We start from the raw sequence: 20928 nt of genomic DNA, 5'->3' as shown, positions 1-20928 counted from the left end.
TAATCGGTACGATTTATTGTTATTTTTAGGCATCAAAACGGGTAACGCCCGTTACACCTTTAACTTCTAACAGATTTTTAATCAGGTTATCCAGGTGTTCTTTGTCATTTACAAAGATCATGATCGAACCATCAAAAATACCATTATCAGTATCTACAGTTATAGAACGCATATTTACCTTAAAATCGTTTGATATAACTTTAGTAATGTTATTGATTAAACCAACATCATCAATACCGATAATATGCAATCCGGTTAAGAAGGTCAGTTCTTTTTGTCTGTTCCATTTCGCTTTTACTACGCGGTAACCATAATTGGCCATCAGCTGTGCTGCATTCGGGCAATTGGTCCGATGTATTTTTATGCCCTCATTAACTGTTACAAAGCCAAAAACATCATCACCTGGAATCGGGTTACAGCAAGCCGCTAAGGTATAATCTATTTTTTGCAGATCCTCACCAATTAATAAAATGTCCGATTCAGGACCTTTTACCTTGTTCAATAAGGCGTCAATTTGTTGATTGTCACTTTTTTCAGCACCGCGGTTTTCTATTTCCTTTTCGCTGGCCAAGTAATCTTTTAAGTCTTTTAATTCAATCTTCCCTTTTGCCACAGCAATGAAGAGCTCCTGAGTTGAAGGTAGTTTAAAGAAGTAACTCAGCTTATTTAAGTTGTCCGTATTGTAAGTAATCTTAAGCGACTTCATTTTACGCTCCAATGTTTCCTTACCGATTTCGGCAACTTTTCTCTTTTCTTCTTTTAAGGAAGATTTAATTTTAGACTTAGCTTTGGCAGTCACCACAATGTTTAACCAATCTTCCTTAGGCGATTGCTTGCTGGAAGTAATGATTTCTACCTGGTCGCCGTTTTGTAGTTTGTACGATAAAGGAACCAGTTTGTGGTTCACTTTTGCACCAATACATTTTGCACCTACATCTGTATGAATTTCAAACGCAAAATCTAACGCAGTTGCACCCAATGGCAGTTGAAGTAAAGCTCCTTTAGGTGTAAAAATGAAGATCTCATCAGAGAAAAGGTTCATCTTGAAATCGTCCAGAAAATCTAAAGCATTGGCTTCCGGATTGTTCAGCATTTCCCTAACTTTCATGATCCATTGATCCAGGCCATTGTCATTGCTCGACTCTTTATATTTCCAGTGTGCCGCAAAGCCCTTTTCAGCAATTTCATTCATGCGTTGTGTACGGATTTGTACTTCAACCCATTGTCCTTTAGGGCCCATTACAGTAGTATGTAGCGACTCATAGCCATTTCCTTTTGGTGAGGATACCCAGTCACGCAAACGATCCGGGTTAGGGCGATAAAGATCCGTTACAATCGAATAGGCTTTCCAGCAATCTGCCTTTTCATTTTCAGGCGGACTGTCTAAAATAATCCTGATGGCAAAAAGGTCATAGACTTCTTCAAATGGAATGTTTTTGCTTTTCATCTTATTCCATATCGAATGGATGGATTTCGGGCGACCATAAATATCGGCCGTTAGTCCTTGTTCGGCCAGAATTTCGTTGATTGGTTCCACAAACCTTTTGATAAATAGCGTTCTTTCCGCTTTTTTCTCGTTCAGTTGTGTGGCGATGTATTTATAAGTATCTGGCTCCAGATATTTCATCGAGAGATCTTCCAGTTCAGACTTGATGGTGTATAAACCTAAACGATGGGCCAGGGGGGCATACAGGTAAATGGTTTCCGAAGCAATCTTAAGCTGTTTTTGCCTTGGCATAAAGTCCATGGTACGCATATTATGCAAGCGGTCGGCCAGTTTAATCAGAATCACCCTTACATCATCAGCAAGGGTAAGGAGCATTTTTCTGAAGTTCTCTGCCTGCAGGGAGCTGTTGTAGTCAAAAACGCCTGATATTTTAGTCAATCCATCAATGATTTTAGCAGTTTTCTTGCCAAACTCGCGTTCAATATCCTCTAAAGTAATGTCAGTGTCCTCTACCACATCGTGTAGGAGGGCACAAACTATTGATGTGGTTCCCAGTCCAATTTCTTCCGCCGCAATTTGTGCTACAGCAATTGGATGGTAGATATATGGTTCTCCTGATTTCCGCCGCATGTTTTTATGGCTTTCCAGGGCCATGTCAAATGCTTTTCTAATCTCCTTTTTATCACCACGTTGCATGGTTGGTTTACAGGCACGCAAAAGGGCACGGTATCTTTTCAGTATCTCTTGTTTCTCCGCTTCTAAATCTATCACTAATGCGTTCTTCATTGGTCTCGTCTTTGTCTTTTTGCTTGCAATGGAGCCATTATATACAATGGTTTCCTCATATTTTCGTTATTCCCATAATATACAATAATTCTACCAAATAAATGGTTGTCCTAAATAGACATTTATGAATGGGTATAATTGTATTATTTACGTAAAAAATATATCAATTTATGGTTAAATGGGTATATTAGATTAGTAATGGAACAAAAATATAAAATTAGCCCTAACTTTGAAGGAGTTATAAATTTATGAATTTTTATAGGTTGTTTATTCCTTTAATTGTCATGATTACAGGCGCTTCTGTAAAAGCGCAGGTGAGCTCGTTGCCTGTAAAAATGCCGGTGATGGGAAAAAATGATACAATAAGGGTAGCATCAACTAATGTGGATGGAGAAATGATTCCCTGGATACCATTAGATGAGGTGGTAATCTATGGCGTTAGGATCTTCAAATCTCAGGCGGACCAGACGGCTTTTAATCGGTTGCGTTACAATGTAATGAAAGTGATGCCGTATGCTTTATTTGCGAAGAGAAGATACGAGCAACTCGAGCGCGAGCTTGCCGTAACTGGCGATAAAAAAGAACAAAAAAAACTCGTTAAACAATGTGATAAAGAGATCAAGGAAATGTTTAACAGAGAGATCAAAGAACTGACCATTACTCAAGGCCAAATTTTAACGAAATTAATAGACCGTGAGTTGGGGAGAACCACTTATGATATTATAAAAGAAACAAAAGGTGGTGTTACAGCGTTTGTCTACCAATCTGTAGCAAGAGTAGTAGGCCATAATCTGAAAAGTACATATAGCCCGCAGGAGGATCGAGATATTGAGTCTATTATCATTTCTTCAGGGTTTTATCAATAAAACTATGTCTGACCAATCTAAAAGTGTCCACCAATTTAAGGTGAAGCTCATTAATGGAACTGAAAAGAAGCTTTCCGACTATAAAAACAAAGTATTACTAATTGTTAATATTGCATCCGGCTGTGGTTTTGCCCCTCAATTAAAGGAGCTGCAGGAGCTAAGAGATGAACTAGGGACGGAACGTTTTGAAATTCTTGGCTTACCTTCAAATGATTTTGGTAGACAGGAGCCTTTAGAAGGTACAGCCATTAGTACTTTTTGTGAAGTGAATTTTGGTGTTCAGTTTCCTGTATTTGAAAAAATCATGGTGCGTGGCGAGTATGCTCATCCGTTATTTAAGTTTCTTACACAGACCTCTACACCAAGATGGAATTTTCATAAATACCTCATTGATAAAGATGGAGAAGTAGTTGACTACTTTTTCCCATTTACAAAGCCGCTTTCTTCCAAAGTAAAGAAGAAAATACAACGGCTAATTAATTTTTAAAGATTGTATGAAGTTAGATATATTGGTATTTGCCGTCCATCCGGACGATGCAGAGCTGGGATGCTCTGGAACTATTGTAAAGCATATTGCGTTAGGAAAGAAAGTTGGAATCATTGATCTTACAAGAGGGGAGTTAGGAACCCGTGGATCTGCAGAAATGCGTGATCAAGAGGCTGCTGATTCTGCAGTGATCATGGGCTTACACGCACGTGAAAACCTGAGATTTAGAGATGGTTTTTTTGAGAATAATGAAGCCCACCAGTTAGAGGTGGTTAAAATGATTCGTAAATACCAACCAGAGTTAGTATTGACCAATGCATTACATGATAGACATCCTGATCATGGTCGGGCTGGAGACTTAGTCAATGATGCTTGCTTTTTGTCGGGCTTATCCAAAGTAAGTACCCAAGTTGACGGTGTGGCGCAAGAGGCATGGAGGCCGAGATTGGTATTACAATATATTCAGGATCGTTACATCAAGCCTGATGTTATCATCGACATTACACCTTATTTTGAAACTAAAATAGCCGCTATTAAAGCATTTAAGACTCAGTTCTTCAATCCCGAACTAGACGAGCCAGATACATACATTTCCTCGCCTGAGTTTTTTGAAAGCGTGATTGGCCGTGCCCGGGAATTTGGTAAAACCGTTGGTGCTACCTATGGCGAAGGATTTACTTCCCATAAATTATTGGGGGTAGATAACCTGTTTAACTTGAGGTAGTTGTTTCCTGATATCGGCTATGAGCCAACAAAAGGCGATTTAAACTGTTCTATTTTAAACAGTTTACTATGGCTAATATCTTTTCATCCTTAAAAAAGGCCTATACCCTTTTAAAAAATGTAGATTTTGAGAAGTTTTCTAACCTGGATGAGACCCAATTACAAGGACTAATGAAGTTGATTGGGGCCCCTCACAAGGAGCGCCAAATCCCCCCGGTTGAGGGTGATTTTTATCATCTAGGTGATGAAGCTTTAAAAGATGAAGATAGAGCATTGCAGCTAAAAGTTCGGGCCTTTTTGGAAAAGGAAGTGAAGCCTATTGTCAATAAGTATTGGCTTAAGGCAGCGTTTCCATTTGAGTTGATCCCTAAAATTGCTGAATTAAATATCTGTGGTCTTACCTACCAGGGCTATGGTTGCATGGGTAAATCCAATTTAATGGAGGGGATGCTAGCTATGGAGATGGCGAGAATAGATACTTCTATATCTACTTTTTTTGGTGTTCAGAGTGGCTTAGCGATGGGCTCTATTTACCTGTTAGGTTCCGAAGCGCAGAAGCAAGAATGGTTACCCGATATGCAGCAGATGAAGATCATTGGAGCTTTCGGCTTAACCGAGCCAGAAGTAGGTTCTGGGGTGGCAGGAGGCTTAACAACTACAGCCAAAAGAAATGGAAGTAAGTGGATTTTAAACGGCCAGAAGAAATGGATCGGCAATGCTACTTTTTCCGATGTTACGATCATATGGGCTAGAGATGTTGACGACAATCAAGTTAAAGGTTTCTTGGTCAGAAAAGGTACTACAGGTTTTGCTGTCGAAAAGATGCAAGATAAAATGGCCCTGCGCATTGTACAAAATGGATTGATCACCTTAACCAATTGTGAAGTCGACGAAGAAGATCGTCTGCAAAATGCCAATTCATTTAAAGATACGGCCAAAGTGTTAAAGATGACCAGGGCAGGAGTAGCCTGGCAAGCGGTAGGTTGTGCAAGGGGGGCTTATGAAAGTGCTTTAAGCTATACCACAACAAGAAAGCAATTCGGTAGACCTATAGCTTCCTACCAGTTGATTCAGAACCACCTGGTAGAAATGCTTTCTAATCTTACAGCAATGCAAACCCTTTGTTTCAGACTTTCGCAATTGCAGGATCAGGGCTTGTTAACTGATGCACATGCCTCTTTAGCAAAAGTATTCTGCTCTATGCGTACCCGGGATGTAGTCAGCCGGGCACGAGAAGTAATGGGTGGTAACGGTATTCTATTGGAATATGATGTGGCCCGTTTTGTAGCGGATGCCGAAGCCATCTATTCTTATGAAGGGACCAAAGAGATCAATACACTCATTGTAGGTCGAGCCATTACAGGCTTTTCCGCTTTCGTTTAATTTCTTACTTAAAAGGGTTCTTCCCTATACTGGTATTGCCCATTGCGGTTTTTTCGTAAAGGGCAATACAGTAAGTATTGTACTGCGGATCAAAGTTTTCTTTTCCTGCATAAAGCTTGTCGGGTACTTCAGTTCCTTCTAAAAAGAAATATACTTTGGTATTCCCTCCTTTATGATGCGGCATAAAATTGCCATAAGTCTCTAGTTCAGCTACAGCCGTATCTTTTACGCTAACCGAAAATACATGCTGAATAGGCCCCGTATTGTTTTCATTGCGGTAATGGGCAACCTCTTTAAATCCACCTTTTAAATCATTAACTCCGGGCTGCATAAATGTGCCTTTAACCATCCATACGATTAATGCAATAACGAGTACGGATAGTAAAGCGTTTAATTTTTTATTACCCATTATAAAGAGGGTAATATAAGGTTCATAACAGCTAAGCCCTCATCAATATGTTTTTTCTCAATACATAGTGCTGGTCTGAAACGAATAGTTTGACTGCCACATCCCAGGAACATCACATTATGCTCCATCCCTTTTTGTATAAAAGCATCGCGGGTAGCTTTATCGGCAAAATCAAAAGCGCAAAGTAAGCCTTTACCGCGAACGTTACTGATGATATTATATTTGGCTGCCAGTTCTTGCAAGCCTGCCTTTAAATAATCGCCAACTATTCTGGCATTTTCACATAGGTTATCCTCAGCAACGATATCCAGGATCTGGGAAGACCTAACCATATCAACCAGGTTACCGCCCCATGTAGAATTGATGCGGGAAGAAACTTTAAATACGTTGTTTTCTACCTGATCCACTTTGTTACCCACCAAAATACCGCAAACCTGCATTTTCTTACCAAATGCAACAATATCCGGACGAGCTTGCTCACTAAAGTGTTGATGGCACCAGAACTTCCCGGTTAGGCCTACACCAGTTTGTACTTCATCATAAATAAGAAAAGCATCATGCTCATCAGCAAGGGCTTTCAATTGGATTAAAAACTCTTCACGCAAATGGTTGTCACCGCCTTCAGATTGTATGGGTTCAACTATAATTGCACAGATATCATCTTTGTTATCCGCAAAAGCTTGTTTAATTTGGGCAATAGAAGTGGCTTCTGTCTCGACGGCTACTTTCAGATTTTCGTCCTGTAAAGGAAATTTAACTACAGGTACAGAAACTCTTGGCCAGTCGAATTTGGCAAACCACTTGGTTTTATCAGGAAGTGTATTGGTTAAGCTTAAGGTATAGCCAGTGCGACCATGAAATGCTTTTTCAAAATGGAGTACTTTAAAGCCTCTTTCTTCTTTATAGCCTTTGGCAAAGTTTTTCTGAACTTTCCAGTCCATGGCAACTTTAATGGCATTTTCGACCGCCAATCCGCCACCTGCAATAAAAAAGGCATGGGGTAAATAATCAGGCATACCATGTTTAGCAAAAGTATCAACAAATTGTGCATACTGCTGTGTATAAACATCCGAGTTAGATGGGTTGGCTAAGGCAGCTTGCAAAAGGTTCTTTTTGAAGGCCTCATCATTGATCATTTTAGGATGATTATAACCCAAAGGAACTGAAGCAAAGCAAGTGAAAAAGTCGAGTAGGGTACGCTTGTTTTTGGAATCGTAAATATAAGCACCCTGACTTTGTTCCATGTCGTAAGTTAAATCAAACCCATCGGCTAAAATGTGCTTACTTAGGGTTTCATTTACCTTGTCCGGAGCTACAGTTAGTTGATACATAGTTTTTGTTTTTGGTATATTCCAAATGTAATGAAAACCGCCAAATTAACAAATACAGGCACTATTTCAGGGTTTTATGCAAAATCTAGGTTTAAACAGTTTAAAGTATGTTTTTGTAATAGAATCGATTTTGGTCTATCAAATGTTGATGTTTTTTTTTGAAGAATTTAATATTAATTATCCTTTTGCTTTGTAAAGTTCTTCAGAAAGCAATTCAATTTGATCAAGATTTTGAGTGCTAGAGAAGAAATGAATGCAGTGTTTATTATCTGTTGCGTCAATAAGAAGTATTGGCTTATTAATGAAATCTTTATTTGATGCTTTATCAAACATTTTTTCAAATAATAAGCTCCTATATTCCTGAGGACTGAGATGTTGATGTTTTTTGCCCCTTTCAATTTCCTTATTATCACAATAACAATAAAGAATTACATCATTCTTAAAAAGATATTCTTTTATAATTTTTGAAAATTCGAATAATGTACTAGCATTATTTATTCCTTTGTTATCATCAATTGCTATAACAACATCAACAATAGGTTTAGTTAATGATTTAGGCGTTGCAAAAATGTCAAATGGAGAAAAGCCAATTCTGTATTCGTGACCTTCCTTGGTAGTTAAGGAATAACTTTCTTCGAGAGGCATTAATTAAACTACTTTTTAATGGTCGTTTTTTTAGAAAGCAACGCCTTTACCTTCGCGTCCTTATCAGCCTTAAGCTTAGTAACGAGGTCTAAAAATCCTTTAGATGAATTCTTTATATGTAATGGTTGTAGTGTCATTCTGATACAAATATAATTATAAATACTTGACGATAATAATAAAAAAAGATAAAAGAATAAATAATGTAGCTGTATTACAGTGAATTAATGGGTTACATCATCACGTTATTCAATACCAACTGCCAATCGCTATAGTCATTTGTTGTACTTACAACTATTTTAATGATGCTGTTATATTGCGGATCAAAATAAGCAGCTAAGGCCAATACTTTAAGTCCCGATTTTGGTTTCCATAAATTTCCGGCTTCATAGGCACTTTCGCCATTTTTGGCGCGAGCCTGATCAAATTTAACCGTAGAATTTACGTATTCACCGTGCGTTTTTTCACTGGTAGCGTAAGGCATTAGCCATTCAACAGATTTTTGGATAGAAGACTCGCTTGCAGATACGGCGCTGTATGCGTCAACCCCAGTGGCACGTTTTAAAACAATGGCTAGCCTAAGGAATGGCTCTAAGGTATAAACATGATAGTGTAGCGCATCTCTGTGCTTAAAATCAACACCCGATCCATCTGCATATAGGTTTTTCTCTATCTGGATTTTCAAATGCTCGTCCACATATTTTTTATACCCGGCATCATCAATGGCATAGGCGATCAAGCCAACTATTTTTAGCTGATGCGAGCGCCAGTTGTTATAAGATGTCATTTTTTTTGAGGATTTGCTATAGAAGGTTATCCCCGCATTTGCGGCTTGGCTAAGCCATTTGACTATTAATTCATTATCCTTTGGTTGTAAATATGTTTTCACCAAGTCATAAGCTGTAATCGCATCTTCCAGATTGGTGTCATCAATAGGGTTGCCACGCGAAGTGTTAACTTTTGCCCAAGCTGTTAAATACGAAGCAAGGCTTTCTAAGTAACTCTTTTTGCCTTCTATGCGGTAGCAAATGGCAAGTGCATACATCTTACTCATATCACGCAAAGCATTAATGGTAGCTGTTTTTTTTGGGTTGCCTTTTAATAACCCCTCGGTGCGTATTGTGTCGATTGGCTGTGGATTTTCCTTTACGGCAGCATCGGCAATGACCTGATATTTGGTATACAGTTTTTTCGCATGGGCATCAATACCGATCAGTGTTTTCAATTTATGGACCTCGTTGTCGTTCAAACTAACATATTGCGCCTTAGCATGAGCAGAAAACAATAGTACTATAGCAAAAAATAGGGTTTTTCTCATCATGGGAAAAAGGTTTAAAGCGGATTAGAATAAGATTTGGCTTAAAAGTTTAATATGGTTAATATAAAACAAATGCCTGTTTTTTTATGTTTAAATAATTGATTTCCTATTGATCAACACTCATTGAATACTTTTTAAATGCGATTTTATACCTAGGTAGAATATACATATTTAAACATAAAAGGAAATGGGAACACAAGTTATCATCATCATTGCCGCAATCATCATACTATTCTTCATGGGGGTTAAAATAGTCCGACCCACACATCGGGGGCTCATCGAGCGACTTGGGAAATACATCAAGTTTGCACAGCCCGGATTCCATTGGATAATTCCTTTTATCGATAAAATGTATGTCATCAATACCACTGAACAGATGGTTGATGCACAGCCACAGGAAATCATCACGAATGATAACCTTAACGCGAGTGTAGATGCTCAGGTCTATTTTAGAGTAATAGAAAACGAAGAGAATGTGAAAAGTTCTCTATACAATGTAAATAACTACAAATTACAAATCGTAAACCTTGCACGTACAACATTGCGTAACATCATAGGGACACTTACTCTAAGATCGGCAAATAGTGAAAGGGGGAAAATTAACTCCGAATTACACAATACCTTGAAAAATGAGACTGCAAGCTGGGGAATTGTCATTGTGCGTACAGAATTAAAAGAAATAGATCCACCTAGGGATGTGCAGGAGACCATGAACAAGGTCGTAAAAGCAGAAAACGAAAAGATAGCGGCCATCGACTATGCTACAGCAACAGAGACTGCTGCAGACGGTGTAAAACGGGCAAAAATAAAAGAAGCAGAAGGTTCAAGACAAGCGAAAATATTACATGCTGAAGGTGATGCCGAAGCAATTAAGCTGGTAAATGAAGCTGCCAACGAATACTTTGTAGGCAATGCACAATTGTTAAGAAAATTGGAGACTGTAGAGAACTCATTGCGTTCGAACGCTAAAATAGTCATCCCTACAGGAACCGAACTGGTAAATGTTATTGGTGAAATGGCCGGTGTGCTACCTTTAAATATGAGGAAGGACAAAACCCGGGAACGTGAAAAACTATCAAATGAAGACTGATTCTATCCAACAATTGGGCATCAATACGGTTCGTGTATTGTCCATTGATGCTGTTCAAAAAGCAAATTCTGGTCATCCGGGAACACCAATGGGGCTTGCCCCCATAGGGCATGTTTTGTGGGCTGAAAGTATGACCTATAATCCCGAAAATCCAGAATGGGCAAATCGCGACCGTTTTATATTATCTGCCGGCCATGCCTGTATGCTACAATACAGTTTTTTGTATCTAACGGGTTATGATATTACTTTGGATGATCTTAAGCATTTCAGGCAATTACATAGCAAAACGGCGGGGCATCCAGAGTATGGTTTGTTGGCTGGAATTGAAGTCACTACAGGCCCCTTGGGACAAGGTTTTGCCAACGGAGTAGGTTTTGCAATTGCACAAAAACACATGGCTGACCGTTACAATAAGCCGGAATTCGAGGTGTTTGATTATAAGATTTACGCGATTTGCAGTGATGGTGATATGATGGAGGGTGTCAGTTCTGAAGCCGCCTCTATAGCAGGGCATCTCCAATTGGGCAATCTCATTTATCTATACGATGATAACCACATTACCATTGAAGGGAATACAGATCTCGCCTTTGATGAAGATGTAGCGAAGCGCTTTGAAGCCTATGGCTGGCATGTACAGGTGCTGGCAGATGGAAACGATCTCGCCGCACTTTTTGCAGCCATTAAAAATGCTCAAATGGAAACGAAACGGCCTTCATTGATTAAGGTGCGAACTCATATTGGTTATGGTAGCCCAAATAAAGTGGATACAGCTGCTGCTCATGGCTCACCATTGGGCGAAGATGAACTGAGGCTGGTTAAGGAAAGATTTGGTTTTGATCCTGATCAACATTTTGAAGTCCCCACAGAGGTTTTGCATTATTATCGTGAAGCAGGGCAGAAAGGGATTAAAAAGGAGCAAGATTGGAATGAATTGTATAAGCGCTACAAAGGAAAATATCCGGAGTTGGCCAATGAATACGAATTAATAAGCAGTGGCAAACTGCCTAAAGGATGGAAAGAGAAATTGCCAGTTTTCAAGGCTGGGGATGAAAAAATAGCAACTCGTAAAGCATCAGGAAAAGTACTGAATGCAATTGCCGATGATTTGCCTCATTTAATGGGCGGTTCGGCCGATCTTTCTCCCTCAACGGATACAGATCTGAAAAAATATGAGTCATTTTCTTCAGCGAACCCTGGCGGGCGTATTTTTCACTTCGGAATTAGAGAACATGCTATGGGGGCCATATTAAATGGGATGGCGCTTAGTAAGTGTATTATTCCTTATGGTGCTACATTTCTTATATTTTCGGATTACATGAGGCCGCCTATTCGGCTGGCAGCAATCATGAAAATCCGCCCTATATTTATCTATACCCATGATAGTATAGGTTTAGGTGAAGATGGAACTACCCACCAACCGGTAGAACAGCTGATCGGTTTAAGGTCTGTCCCCAATTTAACAGTGATCCGTCCTGCTGACGCAAATGAAACTGCTAATGCCTGGCGTGTAGCATTAGAACATACTGATGGTCCGGTTGCCTTAATTTTAACCAGGCAGGAATTGCCCGTAATTGATCAGGAGAAATATACCAAAGCGACCGAACTTGAAAAGGGCGCTTATATACTTTCGGAATCTGAAAAGGAACCACAAATCATATTGATGGGGACTGGCTCTGAGGTTCAGTTGTTGTTAACTGCGCAGGAACAATTAAAGGATAAAAATGTTGCCGCAAGGGTAGTCAGTATGCCTTCCTGGGAATTGTTCGAAAAACAAGACGCAGTTTATAAGGAAAAGATCTTTCCGAAAGCTTTAAGAAAACGATTGGCTGTAGAAGCAGGATCTCCCTTGGGCTGGCATAAGTATGTAACTGATGAAGGGGATGTAATTGGCATTAATAAATTTGGTGAATCTGCCCCAGGGGAAGAAGTACTGAAGGAATATGGCTTTACTTCCGAAAATGTGGTAAAAAGAGCAATGGAAATTATATGGAGACCATAAAAGTCGTTTTTTTTGATGTTGGCGGAGTACTGCTAAACAATGGCTGGGGACATCAGTCCCGACAAGAGGCCGCCCGGTTGTTTGACCTCGATTATTCTGAAATGGAGGTCTTGCATAGCTTTATCTTTAATGTTTACGAGATCGGTAAAATCACACTGGATGACTACCTGGATACCGTTGTATTTAATCACCCAAGGAGCTTTACAAAAGAAGATTTTAAGACCTTCATGTTTGCACAGTCCGAAGAATTACCTGGATTGCTACAATGGCTAAAAGACTGGAAGCGAAGCTGCGGCTTCAGAATTATTTCTATCAATAATGAAGGTCGGGAACTCAATGATTACCGAATTAAGAAGTTTGGGTTACATGATTGTTTTGATGCTTTTGTATCCTCCTGTGAAGTAGGTATGCGTAAACCAGATCCAGGGATTTTTAAACTGGCGATGGGAATTGCGCAGGTATCCACAGAAGAATGTGTGTATTTTGACGATCGGATTATGCTGGCCGAGGCTGCGCAAAAACTGGGAATCAGAAGTATTCATCATCAGGATTTTCTAAGTACTAAAACAATATTGGAGGAGATTAAATCTTCCGTTTAATTATACACATCGCTATGTACGCATTGGAACTTAAAAATATCGCTCAAAGGCTTATGGCCGACGATAAAGGATTGTTGGCAATGGATGAAAGTCTAGGGACCTGTAACAAAAGATTTAAAGCACTAGGGATTCCAGAAACTGAAGAGTTTAGACGAAAGTATCGTGAATTGATTGTCACTACGCCCCATTTGGAAGAGTGCATCAGCGGAGCTATTCTTTTCGAGGAAACATTGTATCAAAAAACAGAAAGCGGCATCTCATTTCTAGAGATACTGGAACATAAGGGGATTATTGCCGGAATAAAGGTAGATCAGGGTACTGTAGACTTACCCGCATTTCCTGGCGAAAAAGTTACGGAAGGCTTAGATGGAATGCGCGAGCGTTTATCGGCCTATTATAAACTAGGTTTACGCTTTGCTAAGTTTCGCGCAGTTATTACTATTGGTGAGGGGATCCCCACAAGAACTTGCATCAAAGCGAATGCTTTTACCTTAGCAAGGTATGCAGCGCTTCGTCAGGAAGCAGGAATTGTGCCTGTTGTAGAGCCTGAAGTGCTCATGGATGGTGATCATAGCCTTCGACAGTGTGGGGCAGTTACACGAGATGTATTGCACACCGTTTTTAATGAGCTATATGAACAAAGGGTTGCGCTGGAAGGGATGATTCTAAAACCGAACATGGTTTTGCCGGGATTAAGCTGTCCTGATCAAAGTGATACGGAGGAAATCGCCTCAGAAACCATCTCTTCTTTTCTAAAAGTGGTTCCTGCTGCTGTAGGGGGGATTGCATTCCTGTCCGGTGGACAAGCTTATCAATTGGCTTCGGAACGTTTAAATATGATGCAGCTTAGGTTTGGATCATTGATGCCCTGGTCTTTAACCTTTTCTTTTTCAAGAGCCATTCAGCAGCCCGCTTTGGAAATTTGGAAAGGTGAAGATAAAAATAAAGATGCTGCACAAAAGATGTTATATCACCGTGCCGCTTGTAATAGCGCTGCCCGCCGGGCAGAATATAATGCAGAAATGGAAAGCCATGAAAGCTAACCCTGCTTAAAGTAGATTTTAAAAATCGTTCCTTTATCAACTTCACTTTCCACGCTTACCTTTCCACCCATTGCTTCTATCTGATTTTTAGTTATAAATAAACCAATTCCTCTAGCATCTTGGTTGTTATGAAAGGTTTTGTACATGCCAAATATTTTATCCCTATTAAGCTGTAGATCTATGCCAATACCATTGTCTTCTATGGTAAGCACCACTAAATTCTCCTCAACTTTGGCAGAAAGCTTAATTATAGGTCTCCGCCCATGTGCATGATATTTGATGGAATTGGTTAAGAAATTAAGTAGAATGCTATCCAGATACGCGGGGACTACCCCGACGATGATGTCTTCTTCTACTTCGTTGATACAGATTACTTCTTCAGCCTTTAGTAGCGCCTCAATATTGCCAATAGCTCCGTTGATGGCCTGGCTTAGATTAATTTTTGTGAGCTTTTCGCTGATGGTGGTATTTACCGCTACCACTTCATTTAGATGTCCTATAGTTTCTTGAAGGTTAGAAGCCGCATGGCGGAACATGTTAAACAATTCTTTCCTCGAATCCTCGTCAGTCTCTGTTTCTATAAAGTTAAGTAACATGGTAAGATTTCCGGAATGGGAACGGAGGTTATGAGAAACGATATGTGCAAAATTGAGTAGCCGTCTATTCTGATCGTTGGTTACATCCAAAACAGCCTTCATTTCATATTCAGCCTCTTTAACCTTGCTGATGTCAGTAAGCTGTGAAATGAAATGTAAAGGTTTACCATTACTGTTCTTTATAATGGATACAGCAAGGATCACCCAAACCAAATGACCGTTTTTATGGAAATATCTCTTTTCCATTTGGTAGGATTCAATTTTCCCTTCGATCATCTCATGCAGCAAGTTCAAATCCTTGTCCAGATCATCCGGATGCGTAATGTCTTGAAAAGTCAATTTCAGTAATTCCGACGATTTATAGCCAAGTATTTTGGAAATGCTTTTGTTGATACGGAGCCATTTACCCTTCAGGCTTACGATGGCCATACCGATTGCAGCATGTTCAAAAGCCCGCGAAAATCTATCTTCGCTGAGCCTTAGTTTCTCACTGAGGTGCTGATGTGCAAGGTCACCATTTTTTAGCATGCCCATAAAATATTTTTATCCCTTTTGTATTCCATACTAGCGTATGCAATAATCTATATAATATACGAAATATTACTGATTAAAATTTATCTTTCATTCCCATTAATCCAAGTAATCCCCCGGTATGTAAAGCTACGACCTTTTCTGTAGGCTTAAAATATCCGCTGGCGTGTAAATGACTAATTGCGTAAAACATCTTTGCAGTGTAAACAGGGTCTATTAGTATGCCTTCAGTCGCGGTAAAGGTTTTTATAAAGTCAATTAATTCGGGTTTGGTTTTGGCATAGCCGCCAAAGTGATAATCGGTATGCAATACCAGTTGATCTGTGCTACCAGTATATTTTAAAATTTCGTCGGCAATGAAATCGCCCCCTTTTAAAACCGGTATAACGTGTAGTTTTGTTTTTAGTCCGAGTTGGTGTATGCCGGTTAATAGGCCCGCAGCAGTGGTCCCCGTCCCTGCTGCACAAAATAAATGATCAATATCTGTCGGTAATTCGGCTATAATCTCGGCGCAGCCTTTAACCGCTTCAGGGCTGGCACCACCCTCATCAACAAAAAATGCGTTTTGATCTTCAGCAAATCGCAGTTCAAATAATGATGATTTGTTTTTATAGCTTAGTCTGTCCGTAAAAATAAGTTCCATCCCAAATAACCTACACAACATCAACATTTCGTTGTGAATACAGGCCACTGCATCGCCACGCACAAAAGCTGTACTTTTTAAACCTGCTTTAGAACAAGCAGCAGCAGTTGCGACTAAATGATTAGAATAGGCACCACCAAACGTTACCAAATGATTTTTTTGTTGCGCGTTGGCCGCCGCCAGAATGTATTTTAGCTTACGCCATTTATTACCTGATACATAAGGATCAATTAAATCATCCCTTTTTATCAGAACCTGATGTCCTGCGAAATCCTTTAATTGTTGAAGAGGGCTGGGTATATTTATAAACATTGCCACAAATATAGACGCCTTTTTTAGCTCTTATGGTTTGAAATAAATCTTTTTAAGTAAGTAGGGAAAGAAATTTAAAATGATTTTAACGTTTTGAGTAAAATTTTTCATAGTGGTAGGTTTCTGTTTCTCATTAATTACGAGGTCGTTATGCTCTGCATACATGGTATATCGAGTGGTTTGTAACTGTCTCATAAATTTATAATATTGGGTATGTGCTTAACTTAACAAAAAGCAGACCAATTTCTTTTTAAATATGTAATACTTAAAGATTAGTTTTGCAGCATGGAACCTGCAAAGCTAAAAGCGGTCACAAGCTCCATAACCTCTAAATAAGAATAAAGACTAAATGGAAAACAGTAACACAGGACCGGAATTAGAAGAGCAGGATTTATACGAACATTTTAATATTGTTGTAGATAAAGGACAGTCTTTGTTGCGCGTAGATAAGTTTTTGATGCAACGCATGGAAAATGCGTCGCGTAACCGTATTCAAAATGCAATTGATGCTGGCAACGTGCTGGTCAATCAGAAGACGGTTAAACCTAGCTATAAAGTAAAACCCTTAGACGAGATTTCAATTGTATTTCCGCATCCACCTCGCGATACTGAAGTTTATCCTGAAGATATTCCATTGGACATTGTATATGAGGATGAAGATCTATTGGTGGTGAATAAAGTGGCCGGTATGGTTGTACACCCTGGTTTTAACAATTATACAGGGACGCTGGTTAATGCGCTGGCTTTCCATTTTGAACAACTTCCGCAATTACCGGGTAATGAGGGTAGACCAGGTTTGGTGCACCGTATAGATAAAGATACATCTGGATTGTTGTTGATTAGCAAGAACGAGATGACGATGACTAAGTTGGCCAAACAGTTTTTTGACCATACCATTACGCGTAAATATGTAGCCCTGGCTTGGGGTGATATCGCAGATGAAGGTACCGTTACGGGGTATATCGGCAGAAGCTTAAAAAACCGAATTGTAATGGATGTGTATGATGAAGAAGAAAAAGGTAAGTGGTCGGTAACACATTATAAGGTGTTAGAGCGTTTAGGTTATGTAACCTTAATTAGTTGCCAGCTAGAAACTGGCCGTACACATCAAATCAGAGCGCATATGCAGCACATTGGTCACCCCTTATTTAACGATGCCAATTATGGTGGAGATAAAATTTTAAAAGGAACTACCTTTACTAAATACAAGCAATTTGTACAAAACTGCTTTAATATTTTGCCGCGTCAGGCACTTCATGCACAAACTTTAGGATTTATTCATCCGAGGACTAAAATATATATGGAATTTGAAGCACCTTTGCCTTCCGATTTCGACTCGGCACTGAATAAGTGGAGAAATTACATTGTACAACCTTCCTAATGCGCTGGCACAGATAAATGCAAGAATATATTTTACATAATGATGAGTTTGTAGCCATCAATCACCCAATATTTACGGCTGGTAACCGTGGATTTAAGTATGGCGATGGGCTCTTTGAGACGATGCGCATGTGCAATGGCAAGCTTAAATTTGCCGAGCTGCATGCGGATAGATTACGTGCGGGGATGATGGCCCTGAAAATGGATGGCAGTGCCTTGCTTGATGAATACTTTTTGAAGCAGAAAACGAGCGAGCTTTGCAAAAAAAATAAACTAAAAGATAATGTTCGTTTCAGGCTTTCGGTTTACCGTGCCGGTGATGGACTTTATACACCTAATATTAATAAATCGGGTTATGTTTTAGAGGCTTCGGCACTTGAAGAAGGTAACTATGAGTTGAATAAAAAAGGGCTGATCATTGATGTCTTTGATGAATTGACTAAGCCCGTAAATAGCCTTTCTAATTATAAAACAAGCAATTCTTTGCTATATGTAATGGCCGGGCTGTATAAAAAGCAGCACCGCCTTGATGATGTCTTCATTTTAAACCAGCATGGTTTTTTATGCGAAAGCATTAGCTCCAATATTTTTGTAGTTTACGATAAAAAGATCTATACCCCTGCATTATCTGAGGGCTGTGTGGCTGGCGTAATGCGTAATGTAGTGATGAGCATGGCCAAAGCACATGAGATTCCTGTGATTGAGGCACAGATTAATCCAGAAATATTAAAAGCTGCGGAAGAGGTATTTATCACCAATGCCATTAGTGGTATCCGTTGGGTAATGGGCTATGGCCGTAAACGTTATTTTAATGAGATGACTAAGTTGCTCAGCGCAAAGTTGAACAGTTTTTAAATAAATTCTATATCCTATTTACTGTATTTTTTGAATAAAATCATTTTTTTTAAAAAAAATGAGGAGGCATACAATGCCTAAGGGAATGGGTTTTTGGTGTTTTTTAGGTGGGGGGTCTCCGACCCCGGGGGACTGGACATTGTACTTTGAATTATTTTACTTTACATTATAACAATAACAAACCAATTAAAGCGAAAATACAAAGGAAAAAAGAGAATAGAAGTCGGGGCTTAATACGACGTAACATGGCTGGTAGTCGGTTGTAGTTTTAGGGGCCTTGATGGGGCATTGCCGGGGTGTTGCTGGGGCCTTGCCGGGGCCACAGACTCGGGAAGGCCTCGGTAAGATCCTAGAAGTTGCTGCTTACCTATTTTTTGCTTTTTCTGCGAGAAAAATTCTTTGTTTGGGGGATGTTGTATAGATAATTAAATGTAAAACAATTAAAACAAAGTATTATGGCAATCTTAAAAAATGGCATCCTAGGGGGTGTAAAAGGTAAAATCGCCAATGTGGTAAGCTACGCATTGAACGGTCAGGAAATTATAAGGGCAATTGGAGAGAACAAGAAGCCTTTAACAAACAAGCAGCTGAATAACAAGTTGCAAATGAAAGTAATCATGGAGTTTTTGAAATCTATGGATACTTTGCTCGAAACCGGATTTAATCCCAAAGCGGAAGGGACAACAAAAAACTACCACAACTTGGCGATTGCATATAACAAGCCTCATGCACTTAAAGGATTTTATCCAGATGTGGAGGTTGATTACGCTAAAGTCGTCATTAGTGCTGGTAATCTGCCTCAACCAATAAATCCTACTGTCGAATTCGTAGCCGAAGGACTTAAATTTAGTTGGAATGTTGAAGGCATTTCCTGGCCCTACAGCAGGGACCAGGTGATGCTGTTAGCCTATGCCCCAGAAAGCAATACGCATGAGTTTAAAAATACTGGAGCGCGAAGAATTAAGGGTTGTGATATCTTACAGATTACACCTGAAATGCGTAACGAACCCCTTGAGGTTTATATCTCTTTTGTATCTGATGATAGGAAAAATGCCGCAGATAGTTTGTATTTAGGTAGGATAATGAGGTTATAACCTCATTCCCCTCAAAAATTCATCAACCTGCATGCGTTTTTTACCTTCGTATTGTAGGTTGATGAATTTAATATAGCCATCTTTTGCAGCAAATTTCAAATAGGTTTTACCATCGGATAAAAAGGAGCCGACTTCAATTTCAGGTTGAACTTCTTCCAGTTCGGCTTTAAAAACTTTTAGGGTTTTATCATTGAGCTGGGTAAAGGCAGTAGGGTATGGACTTAAGCCTCTGATCAGGTTGTAAATCGCAGGTGCTGGTTGGTTCCAATCAATCAGGCAATGCTCCTTAAATATTTTAGGCGCGTGTTTAAGCTCATTACTTTGTGGTTGGGGCTGTTCTATGTAATCACCGGTTTCAATGGTTTGTACTGTCCTTACAAGTAATCCTGCGCCAACATTCATTAGCTTATCGTGTAGGTCTCCCGCTGTGTCATCATCAGCAATGTTTACTTTTTCAGAAAATATAATATCACCCGTATCTATTTCATGTTTTAGGAAGAAGGTGGTTACACCACTTTCCTTTTCGCCATTAATGATGGCATGGTTGATAGGGGCTGCACCACGGTATTGAGGAAGTAATGAGGCGTGTAAGTTTATCGTTCCTTTGGTTGGCATATTCCATACCATTTCAGGTAGCATTCTGAAAGCTACGACCACTTGTAAGTCGGCATTTAAAGCCTTCAATTCCTCAATAAACTCAGGGTCTTTTAATTTTAAAGGTTGCAATACCTTTAGTCCGTTTGCAACGGCATACTGTTTAACTGCACTTTCATGGAGTTTTTGACCACGACCTGCAGGCTTATCAGCTGCGGTAACTACACCAACTACATCAAACCCCGCTTGTACCAAAGCATTTAAAGAAGCAACTGCAAAATCGGGCGTACCCATAAAAACTAGTTTCATATATTTTTGATTGTATTGAGTGACAAAATAACTAAAAATTTTACGGGTTTTTGTTATTTGTGTAACGATTAAGATAGCAAAGGTAATACTATGGAGAGAGGTGTTGTTGATTTAAAATTAAATTATAAATTGTGGAGTAAATAAACACACACACAAATGAAAAAACACACAAGTATTATTGCAATGGCATTGGTCGTTTGCATTTTATCTAGCTGCGCTACCGTATTTGGTGGTAAAGTAACTGCAGCTCAGCGTACAAAGCCAAAAGAAGGTGAACCTTCTCGTGCCGTTAGGCCGGTGGCCTTAATTGCCGATATCCTCTTATTTTGGCCTGGCCTTATTGTAGATTTTGCAACGGGTGCAATCTATAAACCTGAACAGAAAAATGTTGTAGAAGATAAAAAGACAGTTGAAGCTAAGTAAAGATTGTTTTTAATTAAAAAGGCCCTGCAAATAGTCAATTGCAGGGCCTTTTGCCATTTTATGTGGAT

20 protein-coding genes are annotated in these 20928 nt (G+C 39.4%); 12 read left to right on the top strand and 8 right to left on the bottom strand.

The features are described from left to right. Positions 1 to 25 precede the first annotated feature (25 nt). Positions 26 to 2233, bottom strand: a complete 2208-nt coding sequence (locus EZ444_RS11875; protein WP_090785886.1) for a RelA/SpoT family protein — start codon at positions 2231 to 2233, stop codon at positions 26 to 28. Between the two features lie 248 nt (positions 2234 to 2481). Between EZ444_RS11875 and EZ444_RS11870 the strand changes: the two genes are divergently transcribed. The 4 genes from EZ444_RS11870 to EZ444_RS11855 all read left to right on the top strand — a co-directional run bounded on the left by EZ444_RS11870 (position 2482) and on the right by EZ444_RS11855 (position 5692). Beyond that, entirely contained in the window at positions 2482 to 3099 is a 618-nt protein-coding gene (locus EZ444_RS11870) for a DUF4294 domain-containing protein (RefSeq protein WP_131609040.1), read from the top strand. A 4-nt stretch (positions 3100 to 3103) separates the two neighbouring features. Beyond that, positions 3104 to 3586, top strand: coding sequence for a glutathione peroxidase (locus EZ444_RS11865; RefSeq protein WP_131609038.1), 483 nt, complete (start codon positions 3104 to 3106; stop codon positions 3584 to 3586). 7 nt (positions 3587 to 3593) lie between these two features. Next, positions 3594 to 4310 (top strand): bacillithiol biosynthesis deacetylase BshB1, encoded by a 717-nt coding sequence (bshB1, locus tag EZ444_RS11860; RefSeq protein WP_131609036.1) that lies wholly within the window; start codon positions 3594 to 3596, stop codon positions 4308 to 4310. 68 nt (positions 4311 to 4378) lie between these two features. After that, the gene (locus tag EZ444_RS11855; RefSeq protein ID WP_131609034.1) at positions 4379 to 5692 is read left to right on the top strand and encodes an acyl-CoA dehydrogenase family protein; all 1314 of its coding nucleotides are present in this window, start codon (positions 4379 to 4381) and stop codon (positions 5690 to 5692) included. A gap of 4 nt (positions 5693 to 5696) precedes the next feature. On the opposite strand, the gene EZ444_RS11850 is transcribed toward EZ444_RS11855, so the two are convergent. From EZ444_RS11850 to EZ444_RS11835, 4 genes are all read right to left on the bottom strand, one after another. Continuing rightward, a complete protein-coding gene (locus EZ444_RS11850) occupies positions 5697 to 6101 on the bottom strand; it encodes a hypothetical protein (RefSeq protein WP_131609032.1) in 405 nt (134 codons plus the stop codon). Beyond that, complete coding sequence (gene lat, locus EZ444_RS11845) at positions 6101 to 7432, bottom strand: L-lysine 6-transaminase (protein ID WP_131609030.1); 1332 nt, start codon at positions 7430 to 7432, stop codon at positions 6101 to 6103. The genes EZ444_RS11850 and lat overlap by 1 nt, the downstream gene beginning before the upstream one ends. Before the next feature lie 177 nt (positions 7433 to 7609). Then, the gene (locus EZ444_RS11840) at positions 7610 to 8077 is read right to left on the bottom strand and encodes a hypothetical protein (RefSeq protein WP_131609028.1); all 468 of its coding nucleotides are present in this window, start codon (positions 8075 to 8077) and stop codon (positions 7610 to 7612) included. A gap of 229 nt (positions 8078 to 8306) precedes the next feature. Further along, entirely contained in the window at positions 8307 to 9395 is a 1089-nt protein-coding gene (locus tag EZ444_RS11835) for an alginate lyase family protein (RefSeq protein WP_131609026.1), read from the bottom strand. A 184-nt stretch (positions 9396 to 9579) separates the two neighbouring features. Here EZ444_RS11835 and EZ444_RS11830 point away from each other — a divergent pair, with 184 nt between their 5' ends. The 4 genes from EZ444_RS11830 to EZ444_RS11815 are packed head-to-tail and all read left to right on the top strand — an operon-like array spanning position 9580 to position 14123. Then, positions 9580 to 10482: an SPFH domain-containing protein gene (locus tag EZ444_RS11830; protein ID WP_165503598.1), complete on the top strand. Its 903-nt coding sequence runs from the start codon at positions 9580 to 9582 to the stop codon at positions 10480 to 10482. Continuing rightward, positions 10457 to 12481, top strand: coding sequence for a transketolase (gene tkt / locus EZ444_RS11825; RefSeq protein WP_225874704.1), 2025 nt, complete (start codon positions 10457 to 10459; stop codon positions 12479 to 12481). Before EZ444_RS11830 ends, tkt begins: the two co-directional genes overlap by 26 nt. Beyond that, the gene (locus tag EZ444_RS11820; protein WP_131609024.1) at positions 12469 to 13080 is read left to right on the top strand and encodes an HAD family hydrolase; all 612 of its coding nucleotides are present in this window, start codon (positions 12469 to 12471) and stop codon (positions 13078 to 13080) included. The genes tkt and EZ444_RS11820 overlap by 13 nt, the downstream gene beginning before the upstream one ends. A gap of 14 nt (positions 13081 to 13094) precedes the next feature. Beyond that, complete coding sequence (locus EZ444_RS11815) at positions 13095 to 14123, top strand: class I fructose-bisphosphate aldolase (RefSeq protein WP_131609022.1); 1029 nt, start codon at positions 13095 to 13097, stop codon at positions 14121 to 14123. Here the strand turns inward: EZ444_RS11815 and EZ444_RS11810 are convergent. Both EZ444_RS11810 and EZ444_RS11805 read right to left on the bottom strand, forming a co-directional pair. Then, positions 14120 to 15253: a sensor histidine kinase gene (locus EZ444_RS11810; RefSeq protein WP_131609020.1), complete on the bottom strand. Its 1134-nt coding sequence runs from the start codon at positions 15251 to 15253 to the stop codon at positions 14120 to 14122. The two genes, EZ444_RS11815 and EZ444_RS11810, sit on opposite strands and share 4 nt — an antisense overlap. Before the next feature lie 73 nt (positions 15254 to 15326). Next, positions 15327 to 16205: a 1-aminocyclopropane-1-carboxylate deaminase/D-cysteine desulfhydrase gene (locus EZ444_RS11805; RefSeq protein ID WP_131609018.1), complete on the bottom strand. Its 879-nt coding sequence runs from the start codon at positions 16203 to 16205 to the stop codon at positions 15327 to 15329. 349 nt (positions 16206 to 16554) lie between these two features. On the opposite strand from EZ444_RS11805, the gene EZ444_RS11800 reads away from it, so the two are divergent. From EZ444_RS11800 to EZ444_RS11790, 3 genes are all read left to right on the top strand, one after another. Beyond that, positions 16555 to 17586: an RluA family pseudouridine synthase gene (locus EZ444_RS11800; protein WP_131609016.1), complete on the top strand. Its 1032-nt coding sequence runs from the start codon at positions 16555 to 16557 to the stop codon at positions 17584 to 17586. A gap of 17 nt (positions 17587 to 17603) precedes the next feature. Beyond that, positions 17604 to 18440 (top strand): aminotransferase class IV, encoded by an 837-nt coding sequence (locus EZ444_RS11795; protein WP_131609014.1) that lies wholly within the window; start codon positions 17604 to 17606, stop codon positions 18438 to 18440. Between the two features lie 455 nt (positions 18441 to 18895). Then, complete coding sequence (locus EZ444_RS11790; RefSeq protein ID WP_131609012.1) at positions 18896 to 19534, top strand: DUF6266 family protein; 639 nt, start codon at positions 18896 to 18898, stop codon at positions 19532 to 19534. Here the strand turns inward: EZ444_RS11790 and fmt are convergent. Continuing rightward, on the bottom strand, positions 19529 to 20437 hold the full coding sequence (gene fmt, locus EZ444_RS11785; RefSeq protein ID WP_131609010.1) for a methionyl-tRNA formyltransferase: 909 nt from the start codon (positions 20435 to 20437) through the stop codon (positions 19529 to 19531). The genes EZ444_RS11790 and fmt overlap by 6 nt on opposite strands. Positions 20438 to 20593: 156 nt before the next feature. Between fmt and EZ444_RS11780 the strand changes: the two genes are divergently transcribed. Next, positions 20594 to 20860 (top strand): hypothetical protein, encoded by a 267-nt coding sequence (locus EZ444_RS11780; protein ID WP_131609008.1) that lies wholly within the window; start codon positions 20594 to 20596, stop codon positions 20858 to 20860. Positions 20861 to 20928 lie beyond the last annotated feature (68 nt).

Origin of the sequence: Pedobacter hiemivivus, from assembly GCF_004331685.1 — a bacterium.
GTDB lineage: Bacteria > Bacteroidota > Bacteroidia > Sphingobacteriales > Sphingobacteriaceae > Pedobacter > Pedobacter hiemivivus.
Note: the sequence above shows the minus strand (reverse complement) of the source record. Positions and strands in the feature narration are given on the sequence as shown.